Below are 16,358 nucleotides of genomic sequence, written 5' to 3'. Positions count from 1 at the left end.
AAAGCCGCTACCCGAGAAGGTAGCGGCTTTTTGTTGGATGGTGGGCCTTCCCAGACTTGAACTGGGGACCTGCCGATTATGAGTCGGATGCTCTAACCAACTGAGCTAAAGGCCCTTAAACTTGTTCTTTTCCGCTGTAGCATTGACGCGTGCTTGACCGCCAGGGATGGCGGAAATGCCGTTTTTGCCTGGAGCTTTAAACGGCCACCTCACTCGGTCACATACTTAATGTATGCTCCCTCTTTCGTCTGCGCGGCTCCTAGCTACAGCGAAAAAGCCCTGCGTTTAACTTTTCAATTTGTCTTATCTACTGCGTTCAGTAGTAATGTTCTTTTTTCGCAGTGAATAATAAACCGTTCACCGTTATGGAGCGGCATTATAGCCGCCCCCAAGTTCTTGTAAATCCCTTATTCGTCGAGGAAGCTACGGAGGTGATCGGAGCGCGAAGGATGGCGTAGTTTACGCAGCGCCTTGGCTTCGATCTGGCGAATACGCTCGCGGGTAACGTCGAACTGTTTGCCCACTTCCTCAAGGGTGTGGTCGGTGTTCATGTCGATACCAAAGCGCATGCGCAGTACTTTTGCTTCGCGGGCGGTGAGGCCCGAGAGTACTTCGCGGGTTGACTCGGTCAGGCCGACGCTGGTGGCGGACTCTACCGGTGAGACGATGGTGCTGTCTTCAATAAAGTCTCCCAGGTGCGAATCTTCGTCGTCGCCGATTGGCGTCTCCATAGAGATAGGTTCTTTGGCGATTTTAAGCACCTTGCGAACTTTATCTTCTGGCATTTCCATGCGCTCGCCCAGCTCCTCTGGGGTGGGCTCGCGGCCCATCTCCTGCAGCATTTGACGCGATACACGGTTGAGTTTGTTGATAGTCTCGATCATGTGCACCGGAATACGGATAGTGCGAGCCTGATCCGCAATAGAGCGGGTAATGGCCTGACGAATCCACCAGGTGGCGTAGGTCGAGAACTTGTAGCCGCGACGGTATTCGAACTTATCTACGGCTTTCATCAGGCCGATGTTGCCCTCTTGGATCAGATCCAAAAACTGCAGGCCGCGGTTGGTGTACTTTTTCGCAATCGAGATAACCAAGCGCAGGTTGGCCTCGACCATTTCTTTTTTGGCGCGACGAGCGCGCGCTTCACCGATCGACATGCGACGGTTAATTTCTTTAATAGTGGCAAGTGGCAGGCCACTTTCTTCTTCAATTTGTTGCAGTTTGCGCTGGGCGCGAGCGATTTCTGGCTCGTAAACTTTTAACGCTTCCGAGTAGTCGCGCTTTTTAGCAATGATTTCACCGATCCATTCGTCGTTAGACTCGTTGCCGGGAAATTCTTTAATAAAGGTTTTACGCGGCATTTTTGCGCGGCGAATGCACAGCTCCATGATGGCGCGCTCTTCGCGACGGGCGCGATCGAGAATGTCGCGCACGCTAACGTAAACCGGATCAAACTGGCGTGGTGGCAACTTGAAGAACTTAAAGATCTCGCCTAACGCATCGAGCTCTTTTTCGGCCTGTTTGCTATCGCGGCCGTTTTTCTCGATGACTTTGTTGGCTTTAGCCAGTTGCTTTTTCAGGGCGCCAAAGCGCTCTTTGGCTTCTTCGGGGTCGACACCGGAGGTGGATTCTTCCTCGTCATCGTCGTCGCTATCTTTGGCGGCAGCAGGTGCGCCAGCGGTAGGGATCTCGTCTGAGGGGTCTAGCCAGCCGATGATGACGTCGGCCAGGCGGCGCTCTTCTTTTTCGACCAGCTCGTATTCGCTAATGACGGTTTGCACCGAGCCGGGCCAGTAAGCGATGGCGTGCATCAGCTCGCGCACACCTTCTTCGATGCGCTTGGCAATGGCGATTTCGCCCTCGCGGGTTAGCAGCTCCACGGTGCCCATTTCGCGCATGTACATGCGCACAGGGTCGGTGGTGCGACCGGCTTCGGTCTCCACGGCGGCCAGTGCGGCAGCGGCTTCGGCAGCGGCGATTTCATCGGCCGAGGAGTCGCCATCAGCCATCAACAAATCATCGGCGTTTGGGGCTTGTTCAAAAACCCGAATACCCATGTCATTGATCATTTGGATGATGTCTTCGACCTGATCCGGATCGGAGATGTCCTCTGGCAGGTGGTCGTTCACCTCGGAGTAGGTTAAGTAACCTTGCTCCTTGCCTCGGGCGATAAGCTCTTTGATTCGAGACTGTTGCTGTTTAGCGTCGTCAGCCATTAGGGACCCTGTAAAACGTAGCGGTTAAAAAAGCAAGCGCGGGATTATAACGTAAAGCGCCCGTTGGATACTAGGAAATCGGTAAATAAGTGCCACTAAATACGTTGATTTGCGGTGTTTGCCTGTTTTTGTGGGGCTGCTGAGTCGCGGGTTTCAGTTAGTGCGGTTTTTGCCCCAAAGCCTCGGCGTACAGGGCTTCTTTTTCGGCGCGGCTTAGGGTGTGGGCATCGCTGCTGCGCAGCTTGGCAAGTGCCCGGTTGCGGCTGGCTGCCTGCAGTTGAGTGCGGGCTTTGTCCAGGCTGTGGGCAAAGGCAGAGCTCAGGTCGTAGGCGAGTACCTCGCTGCGAGGGTCCTTGGGTTGGCTTAGGTGCGCCGCGGCGCGCAGCATGTCGTGGCCGGCGATGGCGGCGAGCTTTTCGGTGTCGTCCGGCCCGTAGTTAGCACGCCAGTGGCCTAAAATATGTGACAGCTGATAATGGCTGCGCTCGTGCAAAAGCTTTAAGAGTCGGCCCAGTTGGCGCAGCTCGCCATTGTTTTGCTCAAGCCACTGCTCATGGTCGGGGGCTTCGGCGGCCAGCTCCGGGTGCGCCAGCAGCAGGGCGATGGCCTTTTTGTGCGGTGGCATCAGATACTGGCTGGCGCGACCGGTGGCGAGCTCGCGGCCCGCATCGGTACCCTCTTGTTCGGAGGAGGGCGATGCGTAATCATCTGGTGGTGGCGCGTCATAGGCCTGCTCAGGCATAGCTTCAAAGTCGGCGTAATCGTCGGGCGACCAGGGCTCGTAGTTTTCCGCCGGTTCGGTTAAGTCGCCGTAATCTTCAGTGATTACGGGCTCGCGCTTTTGCGGTGGCCGCTCACTCGGGGCGGCTTGACGCTCGCGCTGTTCTGGTTGTGGCGCCGGGGCTTGTTGCGATGGCAGTGGCTCAGGGGTGTCGACCAGCTCTTCGAGTGTGGCGCGATTAAGCCCGGTGCGGGTGGCGAGCGCTTCAAACATCAACTCGCGAAAGACGCCTTTAGGTAGTTGTGCCAGCAGTGGGGCGGCGCGTTTGCTCAAGTGAGCGCGGCCTTCCATGGTGCGAATGTTGATGCCTTCGGCGGCAGCATCAAACAGGTAATCCTCCAGCGGTACCGCCATGTCGATAAGGTTTTCAAATTTCTCTGGGCCAATTTGCCGCACCAGAGTATCCGGGTCTTCGCCCTCGGGCAAAAACAGAAACTTTACCTGGCGGCCATCGGTCATGGCGGGCAGTGATGACTCCAGTGCCCGAGTGGCGGCGCGCCGCCCGGCGCTGTCGCCGTCAAAGCAAAATACGACTTCGCTGGTGTAGCGAAATGCGCGCTCTAAGTGCTCCTCGCCACAGGCGGTGCCCAGCGTGGCAACGCCGTAGCGGATGCCAAATTGCGCCAGGGCCACCACGTCCATATAGCCCTCGACCACCAGTAGGCGGGGCAGGTTGCGGTAGGCGTGGCGCGCCTCGTGCAGCCCGTACAGCTCCCGCCCTTTGTGAAACACCGGGGTCTCGGGGGAGTTGAGGTACTTGGGTTTGCTGTCATCCAGTACTCTGCCGCCAAAACCAATTACCCGTCCGCGCGTGTCGCGAATGGGGAACATAATGCGGTAGCGAAACCGATCGTACAGGCGCTCGGAGTCTTCAGGCTGAATTAGCATGCCGGCTTTCAGTGAGCCGTCGCGGTCTTCGCCATTGGTGCCGAGGGTTTTAAGCAGGTTGTCCCAGCCGGGTGGGGCATAGCCGATGCCGTAATCGCGTGCAATGTGGCCATCCAGGCCGCGGCCTTTAAGGTATTCGATGGCTTTGGCTTTACCCGGGTGATGGCGCAATTGCTCTTGATAAAAATCGTTGGATTTTTCCAGTAGCTGATACAGGCGTTTGCGCAGGCGCTCCTGGCGAGAGCTTTCGGGTTTTTGCTCTTCGCGGGGCACTTCCATGCCGCACAGGTGGGCCAGCTGCTCAACGGCCTCGGGAAAGCCGGTGCGCTCGTAGTCCATCAAAAAGCCTACGGCATTACCGCTAGCGCCGCAGCCAAAACAGTAAAAAAATTGTTTGTCAGGGCTAACGGTAAACGAGGGGGTCTTTTCGTCGTGAAAGGGGCAGCAGGCGCTGTAGTTTTTGCCGGTCTTTTTTAGTTTGACGCGATGATCCACCACCTCGACGATATCGACGCGGTCTAGCAGTTCATCAATAAAAGACTGGGGGATGCGGCTCATGGAGTGATTCTAACCGCTTAGCCGGCAGGCGGCATAGAGTTAATGGCTAGCCCAGGCTCGCCTTGATGCGGCGGCTAACGTCGGCCATGTCGGCGCGACCTTGTACCTGTGGTTTGATTAGGCCCATCACCTTGCCCATGTCGCGCATTTCGTTGGCGCCAGATTGTGCGATGGCTTTATCGACAATCTCGTCCAGCTCAGCGTCGCTAAGAGGTTGTGGCAAAAACTCCTGGATGATGGCGCTTTCGGCACGTTCTTGGTCGGCTAGTTCGGCGCGGCCGGCGTTGTCGTATTGCTCGATGGAGTCACGGCGCTGCTTGAGCATCTTGTCTAAAACGACAAGCACACGGGCGTCGTCAAGTTCGATGCGTTCATCGACCTCGATACGTTTAAATTCGGCCATCACCAGACGCAAAACCGCCACGCGCGCCTTATCTTTGGCGCGCATGGCGGTTTTAAGCTCGTCATTGATGTGGGTTTTCATTGCAGAAGCTGCCATAAAGCGACCCTATCTTTCAGTGAGAGCTAGCTGTTGCCCAACCGCGGGTTAGGCAACAGGCGCCATTAATACAGGCGCTGAAACTTGCGTGATTCGCGCTGTACTTTTTTGGCGTGACGCTTTACAGCGGCGGCCATGTTGCGCTTGCGAACAGCGGTGGGCTTCTCGTAGAACTCGCGGCTGCGAACTTCTGCCAAAACACCTGCTTTTTCGCAAGAACGCTTGAAGCGACGCAGAGCGACGTCAAACGGCTCGTTTTCTTTAATCTTTACTGAAGGCATGCTTTTACCTTTGGTTAATAAAAGGCTCGTGGCCTTAAAATGACTCAAGTTCTAAGGGGCGCAGATTCTAACCACTTATCCCTACGCCTGCAAGCACCCAAAGCGGGTTTTTTAGGTAAATAATTGAGTATTTACGCCGGTTGCTGGCCCCCATCGCCTCTGGGCTATATGATAGCGGCAAAATTTGCCCCTGAGTTTGAGACAGTATCGTGAGTAAACCCATGTTGGTATTGGGGATTGAAACCTCCTGCGATGAGACGGGATTGGCCGTCTACCACACCGAGCGCGGCCTGCTGGCCCATGCGCTATATTCTCAGGTTGCCGTGCACGCCGAATACGGCGGCGTGGTACCTGAGCTTGCCTCTCGCGATCACGTGCGCAAAATTCTGCCTCTGATTCGCGAGGTGCTTAGCGAGGCCCATTGCAGCGCTGCAGATATCGACGGTATCGCTTACACCGCTGGGCCGGGCCTGGTGGGCGCGCTGATGGTGGGGGCCAGTGTTGGCCGCGCGCTGGCCTTTGCCTGGGATGTTCCGGCTGTTGGCGTGCATCACATGGAAGGGCACCTGCTGGCGCCCATGTTGGAAGACACCCCGCCGGAGTTTCCTTTCGTGGCGCTGTTGGTGTCTGGCGGCCATACTCAGCTTGTTAAAGTTGAAGGTATTGGGCGCTACCAGCTGTTGGGGGAATCGTTGGACGACGCCGCCGGCGAGGCGTTTGATAAAGCCGCCAAAATGCTCGATTTGGATTATCCGGGCGGGCCCCATATTGCCCGCTTAGCCGAGCGTGGCACGCCGGGCCGTTTTACCTTTCCGCGCCCGATGGTCGATCGGCCCGGTTTGGACTTTAGCTTTTCTGGCCTTAAAACCTACACCTTAAACACCGTGGCCGAGCACGCCGAGGCCGATGGCTTGCCCGACGAGCAAACATCGGCGGATATTGCTCGCGCTTTTGAGGAAGCGGTGGTGTCGACTTTGGTTATTAAGTGCCGCCGTGCACTGGAGGCCACTGGGCTAAAGCGTTTGATTATCGCCGGCGGGGTATCGGCCAACACCCGTTTGCGCGCCGAGCTGGAAAGCGCCTTGGGTAAGATAGGTGCCGAGGTGTTTTACGCACGCCATGAATTTTGTACCGACAATGGTGCCATGATCGCCTACGCTGGCGCGCAACGATTGGCCGCCGGGCAAAGTGAGTCGCTGGCCGTGAATGTGCGCCCGCGTTGGCCGCTGGATACCTTGCCCGCGCTTGATGCTCAGCCTTAGCCGGTCGAGCTAAACAGGTATCAAAGACAAACAATCATAAAGAGACACTGATGGATATTGTTTATATTCGCGACCTTGAGATCAACACCATTATTGGTATTTACGACTGGGAGCGGCAGGTTCGTCAAACCGTCAGCCTGGATATCGAGATGGCCAGCGATATTCGCCGCGCCGCCGAGACTGACGATATTGAATACGCATTAAATTATAAGGCGGTATCCAAGCGCATTATTGCCTACGTTGAGGCGCGCGATGCGCTGCTGGTAGAGTCGCTGGCCGAAGAGATTGCCGCGCTTGTGCGCGATGAGTTTAACGTGCCGTGGCTGCGCCTGCGCTTAAGCAAGCCGGGCGCTTTACGGGGTGCGCGCGATGTTGGGCTGATTATCGAGCGTGGAGACAAGCCGGTATGACCCCCGTCTATTTAAGCCTTGGCAGTAATATCGATCGTTACCGCCATATTAGTGCTGCGCTGGATGCGCTGGCCGACGAGTTTGGCGAGCTGGATATCTCCACTGTGTACGAGAGTGAATCGGTCGGTTTTGAGGGCAGCCATTTTTTAAATTTAGTGGTGGGTGTCCACAGTGCGCTGGACATTGCCGAATTGTCGGCACGGTTAAAGCAAATAGAAGATGACAACGAGCGCAATCGCGAGGGCCCTAAGTTTAGCCCTCGGACTCTGGATATCGATATTTTGTTGTACGGTGACTTTGTTGGGGTTGAGGCCGGCGCTGAATTGCCGCGTGACGAAATCACCAAAAATGCTTTTGTGTTGCAGCCGTTGGCCGAGTTGGTGCCGCAATTAAGTCACCCAACCTTGAGGAAAACCTTTGCCGAGCTGTGGCAGGATTACGATAAATCCCGCCAGCATTTGTGGCCGATTGATTTTATCTGGCGCGATATGGCGCTGCCCGCCAGTTATTAACCTTATAGCCAGCGCAACCTTCTAAACAGAATCAGCAGTGCCACCCCCATCGTCGCCATTAACCCCATGGCGATAAAATAGCCGTAGCGATAGTGCAGCTCGGGTATGTAGTCAAAGTTCATCCCGTAAATTCCAGCGACAAATGTCAGAGGGACGAAAATTGCCGTGATGACTGTCAGCACGCGCATGGTGTTGTTCAGCGTGTGCGACGCTAGCGACAAATACCCCTCAATTAAATCGCCGCAAATTTCGTAGTACATGCTGGCCAGGCTGTTTACCCGTTCGCAGCGATCAAATAAATCTTGCAAGGCGTGACCTATGTCGGGTGATTGCTGCGCGATGATCTCGGGGGTTTCGTGCAGCAAATTATTGGCGACCCGCTCGTGGTAATTAAATGTGCGTTTGAGTTTGCGCAGCTTGGATTTAAACGCAATTAGGGTACGCATTAACTCGTCGTTAGGGCGCTCTTGCATCATGTCTTCCAGATCGTTGATGCGCGCCTCAAAGGTTAGTACGGCCTCTAAATAACGTCCCACGGAGTAATGCATGATGCGAATGGCTTGCAGTGCGGGTTGGCGCAACATCTCTACGTCGGGGCTGCTCCAGCTTTTTTCGATACTGATGGAGCGGCCTTGATGGACGCTAATCAAACAGCGCTCTTCGGCAAATAGTGCGATGGGCACCTGGCTGACGCTTAGGTCCTCATCGTAGTCTGTAATACCGCGGTACAGAATCAACACTTGGTTATCAAAGGTTTCTGTTTTGGGGGGGTGGCGTTTACGCTGCGCGTCCTCCACTGCGAGCGGGTGGCAACCTTGCGCCAGTAGCAGCTCTTTTTCATGCTCAATATTTTCGCTTTCGATATCGATCCAGAGGTACCCGCTACTGTCTTGGCGCCACAGGTCAATTTGTTCGACGCCACCACGGTGTATTTGCCCATCGGCTGTTAGCAACAGTGTTTTGATCATAGGAAATTCCTTAGCCTTAATCGTAAGCGTTAATTGCTGAGTGTCCGGCCGCCATCGACCGCCAGAATCTGGCCGGTCACGTAGGGCGCGTGCAGCAGTAAAAATTCAATGGTGCGGGCTATATCGTCGGCAACGCCAGTGCGTTTAAGGGCAATTTTATCGACAATAGCGGCCTTGGCCGGTGGCGTTAATTCAGCAGCATCTTCCGGCCACATAATGGCTCCTGGGGCAATGCCATTGACTCGCACCTCGGGGGCGAGCTCGCGGGCAAGGGATTTTGTCAGCATCACATTGCCGGCTTTGGCAATGCAGTACACGGTATGTTGGCTGAGGGGGCGCTCGGCGTGAATGTCGGCAATATTAATAATTGCACCCGAGGATTTGGCCAGTACACCGGCGAGTTGTTGTGCGAGAAAAAAAGGCGCCTTGAGGTTACTGCCGATTAAATCGTCCCACTGTTGCTCGGTGACTGAGCCCACAGGCGTGGGATAAAAACTGGAGGCGTTATTGACTAGGGCATCAAGACGTTGCCAGTGGCGTGATGCGGTTCGAGCCAGTGTTTCTACGTCGGTTAGCGAGGTTAAATCGGCGGCGAGGGCCAGGGCCGACTCGTTGCGCTGCTGGTTTAGTTCGGCGACCAGGCGCTCGGCTTCGGTGCTGGATGCGCGGTAGTGCACGATCACTCGCCAGCCTAGCTTATGTAGGTGACGCGCGGTGGCGGCACCAATGCGACGGGCGCCGCCGGTAATTAATACTACGGGGGCGGTCATGCCTGGTGCTCCTCGTCGTTGTTGGTTTGTTGTTTCAGCGTTTCTAATTGTTCTAAGCGGGCCGCGTCAATTGCGGCGCCCAACTCGGCGCCTTGCAAGCCACGCTCGACGAGCGCTTTCACGTCAACCGCCTGGCATAACGCTAGGGCGCGCAGTAAATACGGCGGCTGTGGGTAGGGGCGGCTCTCGAAGCCGGTGCGTCCGCGAGAGTCTGCCTCGCAGACTAATAACAGTTGGGTAAAGCGCTCGGGGCGGCGCAACGCATCGGTTTGTTTGATCAGTTTTAAGATGGTGTTGGGGCGAAGTTCAAAGGCGCGGTGTACGTGGGTGTGAAACTGCGCCGCCAGCAGTGCCAGATCGCGGCAGTCGTTGGGCACAGCCAGGCGTTTGCACAGGGCTTTGATTAACGGTACACCCAGTTGCTCGTGGTTAATATGTCGGGGCCATTGCTCGGGGTCCGTGACGCCTTTGCCTACATCGTGCACCAGTGCCGCAAATCTCACACAGGTGGCGTCCGATAATTGCGCCGCTTGTTGCAGCACCATTAGGGTGTGCGCCCCGGTGTCTATTTCGGGGTGGTGTTTGGCCGGTTGCGGCACGCCAAATAACTGTTCAAGCTCGGGTAGTACTTTTGCCAGAGCGCCGCACTCGCGCAGCACCCGAAAAAACACCTCGGGGTTCCGTTCATCCAGCGCGCGGGACATTTCCTTCCAGACGCGCTCGGCGACCAAATGATCGACCTCACCGCTGGTGACCATATCGCTCATCAGGGCGTTGGTGTTTTTGGCCACGGTAAAGCCCAGGTGGTGATAACGCGCCGCAAAGCGCGCCGTGCGCAGGATACGTACCGGGTCCTCGCTAAAGGCGTCGGATACATGGCGCAATTTTTTGTCGCGAATATCCTGTGCGCCATTAAAGGGGTCGAACAGTGTGCCGTGTTCGTCTTCGGCGATGGCGTTGATGGTGAGGTCGCGACGAATCAGGTCGTCTTCCAGGCTAACATCGGGGCTCGCATAAAAACTAAAGCCGGTGTAACCGGGGGCGGTTTTGCGCTCGGTGCGGGCGAGGGCGTACTCCTCTTTGCTGCGTGGGTGTAAAAAAACCGGAAAGTCTTTGCCCACTGGGGTAAAGCCTTGCTCAAGCATCGCCTCGGGGGTGGCGCCTACCACTACCCAGTCGCGCTCGTGAAAGGGGTAGCCCAACAGCTTGTCGCGCACGGCGCCGCCCACCAAATACACTTGCATTGCGTTTGTTGCCTTCTGCTTTTATCGATGGCTCCATGGTAGTCAATTTCTTGGTTAAATGCTTGTGTCCTTTAGGGCTTAAGGGGTAAAGTTAACCTCATTATTTACTGAGCGAAATCTTATGTTGCACCTACTGAACGCAAAACCCGTCTGCATAGCGCTGCGCCGAGTCTGGCTGGTGGCGATGGCGTGTTATTGCGGTGCAGTAGGGCAGTTAGGTGGGCGTTAAAGAGTTACATTAACAACACTTAGTTTCTTAAAGGCCGCAGCACTCCACTGCGGCCTTTTTTGTTTGGGCTGCATGGTGGGTTGCGGTACGTCGCTGCGATGGACGCCGCGACAATCACTGTGAGGGAAAAGCCATGCCAGTTTTGATTGCCTATATTCTTGTGGTTCTGATTTGGGGTACCACACCGCTCGCCATTGTCTGGAGTAACGATGCCGGCCATTTTATGGTGGCCGTGCTGTGGCGAATGCTGTTGGCGCTGCTGGTGGCTTTGCTCATTAATGCGGTGCTGGGGCGGCGCTTGTTTGATCGGCCGGGAGCGGCGCGGGTGTATCTGTTTGCCTCGCTCGGTATCTTCCCCAATATGCCCTTGGTGTATTACTCGGCGCAGTTTATTCCATCCGGGTTAATCGCCGTTATTTTTGCGCTGTCGCCGTTTGTGACGGGCGTGTTGTCGGCGCTTATTTTAAAAGACAACCCTTTTAACCGTCAGCGGGTGTGGGCGTTAATCTTGGCGCTGTTGGGTTTGGGGGTGATTTTCCGCAGTCAGCTGGCGCTGGATCACGGCGCGGCCATTGGCATTGCCGGTATTCTGGGCTCTTGTGTGTTGTTCTCTACCAGTAGCGTGATGCTAAAAGCGCAGCGCACCAGTGTTGATGCTTTTAATCAAACCACGGGGTCACTGCTATTCGCCATGCCGGGGCTGGTGGCGTTTTGGTATTTTGCCGGGACGCCTGCGCCGACACCTTCGGGCCAGGCGATGGCGGCGATTGTGTATCTGGCGCTGTGTGGCTCGCTGTTGGGGTTTACCCTGTTCTTTTTTGTTTTATCGCGCTTGTCACCTTCCGTGGTGTCTTTGATCACCTTAATAACGCCCATTTTGGCGTTAACCAGTGGCGCTTTATTGGCCGGTGAGCGCCTCAGTCCCGACGCCTGTGTCGGGACGCTGTTGGTGTTATTGGCACTGATGATGTACCTCGACTTGTTGCCATTTATGCGCCAGCTTAAGCGCCCTTGAGCGTTGTGCGCCATATTGGTGCTTGGCGCTTAGTGTGGGTTTTAAAAGTGCGCAGTCTTGGTGCTTTGGTGTACGGTGCGGATCGATAGTTTTCTGGAGGAATGCTATACCTGTTTGATTTATATAGAAAAAATCAAGTTGGCGCGGTCTTCGCTATTAGCATGGCAAGCTTGTTCGGTGTGCCATCGACAGCTACGGGACTCCCGCGACAGAATCGGGAGCTACCTTAAAAACAGTTGCCATTAGAAACTAGAGGAAGATTTCATGAAGATGATTAGCAAAAAAGTACTGGCTAGTGCCGTTGCCGCGTCAACCCTTGCTTTGAGCGCGTTTGCACCGGTTGCCAATGCTGAAGTGTCGGCATCCGTGGGTGCTGCCAACATGTACTACTGGCGTGGTCTTGATCTGGGTTATGGTGATGCGGCCATCTCAGGTGACTTAACCGTTAGCACTGGCGGTTTGTACGGCGGTGTATGGGCTTCTTCTGGTGATGCGTCTGCGGGAACCGAGTACGATTTGTACGTAGGTTACGGCGGTGAAGCGGGCAGCTTTAGCTACGACATCAGCGTGTGGAACTACAACTACCCAAGTGCAACTGCAGCGGGTGTAGATCAGTTCGGTAACGAGGTGATTTTGGATGACTCACCAGACATTGGTGACTTGACTGAAGTTGTGGGCTCTGTGGGCTTTGGTCCGGTTGCCGTGACCTACTACCACGGTGTTGCGGACCTGGATGAATACTGGTACGCCACTGTCGGCGCTACTTTTGACAAGTTCAGCGTAACTTACGGCTTACACGAAGATGATCTGTCACACGTTGATATAGGCTACGCCTTCAATGACAACTTGAGCTTTACCCTGGGTAAAGTAGTTGATGACGTTGACGGTAGCTACGACGACGACGCGAAATTTGTAGTTTCTCTGAGCCTGCCTATTGAGTTCTAAGCAGCCAGACACAAAAATCTGTTCCGCTTAACAGATATCACAGCGAGCATGAAGCTGTAGGGGCAAACTTAGGTTTGCCCCTTTTTTTGTGCCTGATAATAAGCGCTGACGCTCTGTCGCTGTAATTGACGGTTGTGAGATAATGGCCGCCACAATGCTTGAGCTACGGAGTGCGGTTTATGTCCCAACACGGAACAGAGGTTTTAGTTACCGGCGGCGCCGGATATATCGGCAGTCACGTGTGTGTGGCGCTGATTGAGGCGGGTTTTACGCCGGTTATTGTCGATAACTTTTGCAATAGTAAGCCTTTGGTGGTGGATCGTATTGCCGAAGTGGCGGGTGAGCGCCCGGCGGTGTACGAGCAGGACGTTAACGACCGGGCCGCACTGGCCTCGGTGCTAAGTAAACATGACATTCAGGCTGTGATGCACTTTGCTGGCCTCAAGGCGGTGGGCGAGTCCACCGAGATCCCGCTCACCTATTACCGTGATAATGTCGCCGGCGCGTTAACGCTGTGTGAGGCGATGGCGGACGCCGGTGTTTGGCATTTGATTTTTAGCTCGTCGGCTACGGTGTACGGGGATCCGGCGAGCGTGCCCATTAATGAGGAGTTTCCCCGCAGCGCGACGAACCCCTATGGGCGCAGTAAGTTAATGATTGAGCAGATACTCGAAGACGCTGCGGCGGCGCCCGACTCCCGATGGAATGTTTCGTTGCTGCGATATTTTAACCCGGTGGGGGCTCATGCCAGCGGGCGCCTGGGGGAGGATCCGTCAGGCATTCCCAATAATCTTGTGCCCTACGTGGCTCAGGTGGCCGTAGGTAAGCGCCCGTTTCTACAAGTGTTTGGCGATGATTACCCGACACCGGATGGTACCGGGGTGCGCGATTATATTCATGTGGTGGATTTAGCGGCGGGCCATGTGGCGGCGCTGACAAAATCCCTGCCGCTTGAGCCCGGCTGCAGAGCCTACAACCTAGGTACTGGTATTGGTTATTCGGTGCTGGATGTGGTGCGCGCGTTTGAGCAGGCCTGTGGTAAATCGTTACCGTATCAGGTGATGCCGCGCCGGCCCGGGGATATTGCCAAGTGTTTTGCCGACCCAGCCCACGCCCGGCAAGCGCTGGATTGGCGGGCCGAGCGGGATTTAGCGCAAATGATGCAAGACAGCTGGCGCTGGCAAAGCCAAAACCCCGACGGTTACGTTTAAGGCGATCACAGGGGGTTGAGCGCTTTTGGTGAGTTATTAACTTGCTGGGACTAGCACTGCACCGGGTAGCGCGAGCTCAAAGCGCGCGCCGCCCAGTGGGGAGCGATCGATGGTGAGTTTGCCGCCGTAATTACAGGCTATATCGGCGCATACGGCCAGGCCTATGCCCTGGCCGGGCATGGCGGTGTCGAGTCGCTTGCCGCGCTCCATCGAGCTGCTGCGCAAGGTTTCGGTAATGCCCGGGCCGTTGTCATCCACCTGAATAGTAAGTAATTGCTCACTTAGGTGAGCGGTCACGGTGACTGCGCCATCACCGTATTTACAGGCGTTGTCTAGGAGGTTGCCTGCCAGCTCCATTAAATCTTCTTCGTCGCCGACAAACGCAATGTCGGCGGGTACATCGAGGTTTATGCTCAGGCCTTTGTCGCGATAAATTTTCTTTAACGATTCAGCGAGCCTCTCAAGCGTTTGGCGCAGCGGAATTTGGCTGCCCCCGCCGGCGTGTTCACTAACGGCTTTTTGCAGTTGATACCGGACGACTTTCTCCATGCGCTCCACCTGTTCATTAACGTGTTGTTGGTAGTCTTCCCTGTCGCTGGTGGCTTTTAGTACCGCCAGCGGGGTTTTTAAACTGTGGGCCAAATCGTTAACCCGGTTGCGGTACCTGGCCCGAAGTTGGGTTTCGCGCGCCAGCACCTGATTTAGGCGGTCGACCACTTGCTGAATTTCGCGGGGGTAATCGCCCACCAATGTTTGGCTGGCGCCTCGGCGCATCAGACCCAAAGAGTGGGCTAAACGTGTCAGCGGTGCAAGCGCCCAGCCGGTGAGCAATATCTGCGTGGCCAGTAGCGCCAGCCCCACCAGCCCAAGCCCTTGCCACAGTTGGGTGCGGTAGGTGGTTAGGGCGAGTTGGTAGCTCTCGGTATCGTGCAGCAAGGCAAAGCGAAACGGATGAATGTTGCCGCGGTCGTCCTCCCACAGGGTGTCAAATTGCGCGAGAAAGTAATGCCCTGCATCAAACTCGCTGCGCCGAAAATGCATCTCGCCGGGCCGCCACTGGGGCGCAAAATTGCTAAAGCGCGGCGCGTTACTGAGTAGCCGGCTGGAGTTGGAGCGCCACACCAATGTTCCTTGGGCGTTGTACACAAACCCGGCAATGCCCGAGTTGGTTTGTTCTAAGTCGGGCTCGATTAGCGTGCCGGGTAGTTGCAGTTGCGCGCCGCCCGGGCTGGGTGTTAGTTCGGCCAGGCTAAACAACAAATAAAAGTAGCGCTCTAGCCGTACTTGCTCGGCGGCCTCCAGACTGTGGCGATAGGCGCGATCGAGGGCGGCGCCAGCAATAATCAGCACGACAGGCAGTACCAGTAGCGAGCCGAGAAGTAGTCGTGCTTTAAGAGTGGCACGCGCCACGCTAATCGCTCCGGGGCAAGTTAAAACGGTAGCCTAAGCCCCGTTGCGTACTGATGGGGGTGAGGCTGCCATCGGGGTCGAGCTTTTTGCGCAGCCGGCCGATAAATACCTCAATTACGTTGCTGTCACGGTCGTAATCTTGCGCGTATAAATGTTCAGTTAGCTCGGTTTTAGACAGTGTTTTGCCCGCGTTTAGCGCTAAATACAGTAGGGTGTTGTACTCGTAACTGGTTAGCTCGATGGCTTGCTCGTGCCGGGTCACGGCTTTAGCGTCGGTGTCGATGACCACGGGCCCGAAGCTCAGGCGGTTTTGGGCGGCGCCGTGAGCACGGCGCAATAGCGCTTGCACTCGCGCGCGCAACTCTTCTGGGTGAAACGGTTTGCTGAGGTAGTCATCGGCCCCGGCCTCCAGCCCTTTGACCTTATCCTGCCAGCTGTCGCGCGCCGTTAGCACTAATACCGGCAGGCGCCGGCCGCGCTCGCGCAGCGTGGTGATAAGACTGATGCCGTCGATGATGGGTAAACCGAGGTCAATCACGGCTAGGTCGTAATCGTACTCGCTGGCCATGTGTAGGCCATCCCGGCCGTCGCTGGCGCTATCCACCGCGTAACCCTCGGCGCTTAGCTGGCGTACTAGCTCGTCGCGCAGGGCGGCGTCATCTTCGACAATCAGTAAGCGCATGTCGTCTCCGTTATCACTTTAAGGGCTGGCCGCTGTTGGCATCAATCAACACTGAGTGAATGCGTCCGTTAGGTTGTAACAGCTTTACCCGAAACGCGGAGCGCCCCTTGGCGTTCACTTGTTTAACATCAATGACTTTGCCACCGTAGAGCTTGCTGGCGATTTTGCCGGCTTTTGCGGCACTAATGGCGCACTGAGACGTTACGGTTGCCAGGGCGTAGGGTTGCGAGGCCGCACTGGCGGGAGCGGTGGCGCTGGCCGAGGCCAGAAAGACAAAGGCCGCTATGGTGATAGGTAATCGAGTCATAATCCGTCATCAGTGCCGTGGGTAGAGCTGCCATTGTACTGCGCCTTGGGCAGAAGTCGAAAGCGCGCGGGTTAAGGCTGTGTTTGCAGGTCTTAGGCTAGTGCGTTGAGCCTGAACCCGCGCTGAAAGTAACGCGCTTTAGGGCCAATATTTTACCGTGATAGACGGCC

16 protein-coding genes and 1 tRNA gene are annotated in these 16,358 nt (G+C 55.9%); 6 read left to right on the top strand and 11 right to left on the bottom strand.

Translation table 11 applies throughout. The features are described 5' to 3' along the window. Positions 1-38 precede the first annotated feature (38 nt). The 5 genes from SD69_RS16015 to rpsU form a co-directional block, all read right to left on the bottom strand. Positions 39-115 (bottom strand) — tRNA-Ile (locus SD69_RS16015). Positions 116-407: 292 nt separating this feature from the next. Further along, positions 408-2,216, bottom strand: coding sequence for an RNA polymerase sigma factor RpoD (gene rpoD / locus SD69_RS16010; protein WP_041524009.1), 1,809 nt, complete (start codon positions 2,214-2,216; stop codon positions 408-410). A gap of 157 nt (positions 2,217-2,373) precedes the next feature. Continuing rightward, positions 2,374-4,443, bottom strand: coding sequence for a DNA primase (gene dnaG / locus SD69_RS16005; RefSeq protein WP_041524008.1), 2,070 nt, complete (start codon positions 4,441-4,443; stop codon positions 2,374-2,376). 46 nt (positions 4,444-4,489) lie between these two features. Continuing rightward, the gene (locus tag SD69_RS16000) at positions 4,490-4,942 is read right to left on the bottom strand and encodes a GatB/YqeY domain-containing protein (protein ID WP_041524007.1); all 453 of its coding nucleotides are present in this window, start codon (positions 4,940-4,942) and stop codon (positions 4,490-4,492) included. 65 nt (positions 4,943-5,007) lie between these two features. Then, positions 5,008-5,223 carry a 30S ribosomal protein S21 gene (rpsU, locus tag SD69_RS15995; RefSeq protein WP_041524939.1) on the bottom strand — a complete coding sequence of 72 codons (216 nt, stop codon included), beginning with the start codon at positions 5,221-5,223 and terminating at the stop codon, positions 5,008-5,010. Between the two features lie 221 nt (positions 5,224-5,444). Here rpsU and tsaD point away from each other — a divergent pair, with 221 nt between their 5' ends. Genes tsaD through folK form a run of 3 tightly spaced genes read left to right on the top strand, consistent with a single transcriptional unit; the run spans position 5,445 to position 7,407 of the window. After that, on the top strand, positions 5,445-6,485 hold the full coding sequence (tsaD, locus tag SD69_RS15990; protein WP_041524006.1) for a tRNA (adenosine(37)-N6)-threonylcarbamoyltransferase complex transferase subunit TsaD: 1,041 nt from the start codon (positions 5,445-5,447) through the stop codon (positions 6,483-6,485). A 50-nt stretch (positions 6,486-6,535) separates the two neighbouring features. Then, positions 6,536-6,895: a dihydroneopterin aldolase gene (gene folB / locus SD69_RS15985; protein ID WP_041524005.1), complete on the top strand. Its 360-nt coding sequence runs from the start codon at positions 6,536-6,538 to the stop codon at positions 6,893-6,895. After that, entirely contained in the window at positions 6,892-7,407 is a 516-nt protein-coding gene (gene folK, locus SD69_RS15980) for a 2-amino-4-hydroxy-6-hydroxymethyldihydropteridine diphosphokinase (RefSeq protein WP_041524004.1), read from the top strand. Before folB ends, folK begins: the two co-directional genes overlap by 4 nt. Before the next feature lie 2 nt (positions 7,408-7,409). Here the strand turns inward: folK and SD69_RS15975 are convergent, their stop codons facing one another. The 3 genes from SD69_RS15975 to SD69_RS15965 are packed head-to-tail and all read right to left on the bottom strand — an operon-like array spanning position 7,410 to position 10,389. Further along, positions 7,410-8,375, bottom strand: a complete 966-nt coding sequence (locus SD69_RS15975) for a magnesium transporter CorA family protein (RefSeq protein ID WP_041524003.1) — start codon at positions 8,373-8,375, stop codon at positions 7,410-7,412. Positions 8,376-8,404: 29 nt separating this feature from the next. Beyond that, entirely contained in the window at positions 8,405-9,145 is a 741-nt protein-coding gene (locus tag SD69_RS15970; RefSeq protein WP_041524002.1) for a pteridine reductase, read from the bottom strand. Further along, positions 9,142-10,389 (bottom strand): multifunctional CCA addition/repair protein, encoded by a 1,248-nt coding sequence (locus tag SD69_RS15965; RefSeq protein WP_041524001.1) that lies wholly within the window; start codon positions 10,387-10,389, stop codon positions 9,142-9,144. Before SD69_RS15965 ends, SD69_RS15970 begins: the two co-directional genes overlap by 4 nt. Before the next feature lie 362 nt (positions 10,390-10,751). Here SD69_RS15965 and SD69_RS15960 point away from each other — a divergent pair, with 362 nt between their 5' ends. From SD69_RS15960 to galE, 3 genes are all read left to right on the top strand, one after another. Next, entirely contained in the window at positions 10,752-11,633 is an 882-nt protein-coding gene (locus tag SD69_RS15960) for a DMT family transporter (RefSeq protein ID WP_041524000.1), read from the top strand. A gap of 264 nt (positions 11,634-11,897) precedes the next feature. Continuing rightward, the gene (locus SD69_RS15955; RefSeq protein WP_041523999.1) at positions 11,898-12,578 is read left to right on the top strand and encodes a TorF family putative porin; all 681 of its coding nucleotides are present in this window, start codon (positions 11,898-11,900) and stop codon (positions 12,576-12,578) included. 179 nt (positions 12,579-12,757) lie between these two features. Further along, positions 12,758-13,789, top strand: coding sequence for a UDP-glucose 4-epimerase GalE (gene galE, locus SD69_RS15950; RefSeq protein WP_041523998.1), 1,032 nt, complete (start codon positions 12,758-12,760; stop codon positions 13,787-13,789). Positions 13,790-13,825: 36 nt separating this feature from the next. Here galE and SD69_RS15945 read toward each other — a convergent pair whose 3' ends face one another. The 3 genes from SD69_RS15945 to SD69_RS15935 are packed head-to-tail and all read right to left on the bottom strand — an operon-like array spanning position 13,826 to position 16,188. Continuing rightward, a complete protein-coding gene (locus SD69_RS15945) occupies positions 13,826-15,199 on the bottom strand; it encodes an ATP-binding protein (protein WP_041523997.1) in 1,374 nt (457 codons plus the stop codon). Between the two features lies 1 nt (position 15,200). After that, the gene (locus SD69_RS15940; RefSeq protein WP_041523996.1) at positions 15,201-15,881 is read right to left on the bottom strand and encodes a response regulator transcription factor; all 681 of its coding nucleotides are present in this window, start codon (positions 15,879-15,881) and stop codon (positions 15,201-15,203) included. 13 nt (positions 15,882-15,894) lie between these two features. Continuing rightward, positions 15,895-16,188: a PepSY domain-containing protein gene (locus SD69_RS15935; protein WP_041523995.1), complete on the bottom strand. Its 294-nt coding sequence runs from the start codon at positions 16,186-16,188 to the stop codon at positions 15,895-15,897. Positions 16,189-16,358 lie beyond the last annotated feature (170 nt).

It is taken from the genome of Gilvimarinus agarilyticus, assembly GCF_000832015.1.
In the GTDB taxonomy this organism is placed as follows: Bacteria; Pseudomonadota; Gammaproteobacteria; order Pseudomonadales; family Cellvibrionaceae; genus Gilvimarinus; species Gilvimarinus agarilyticus.
Note: the sequence above shows the minus strand (reverse complement) of the source record. Positions and strands in the feature narration are given on the sequence as shown.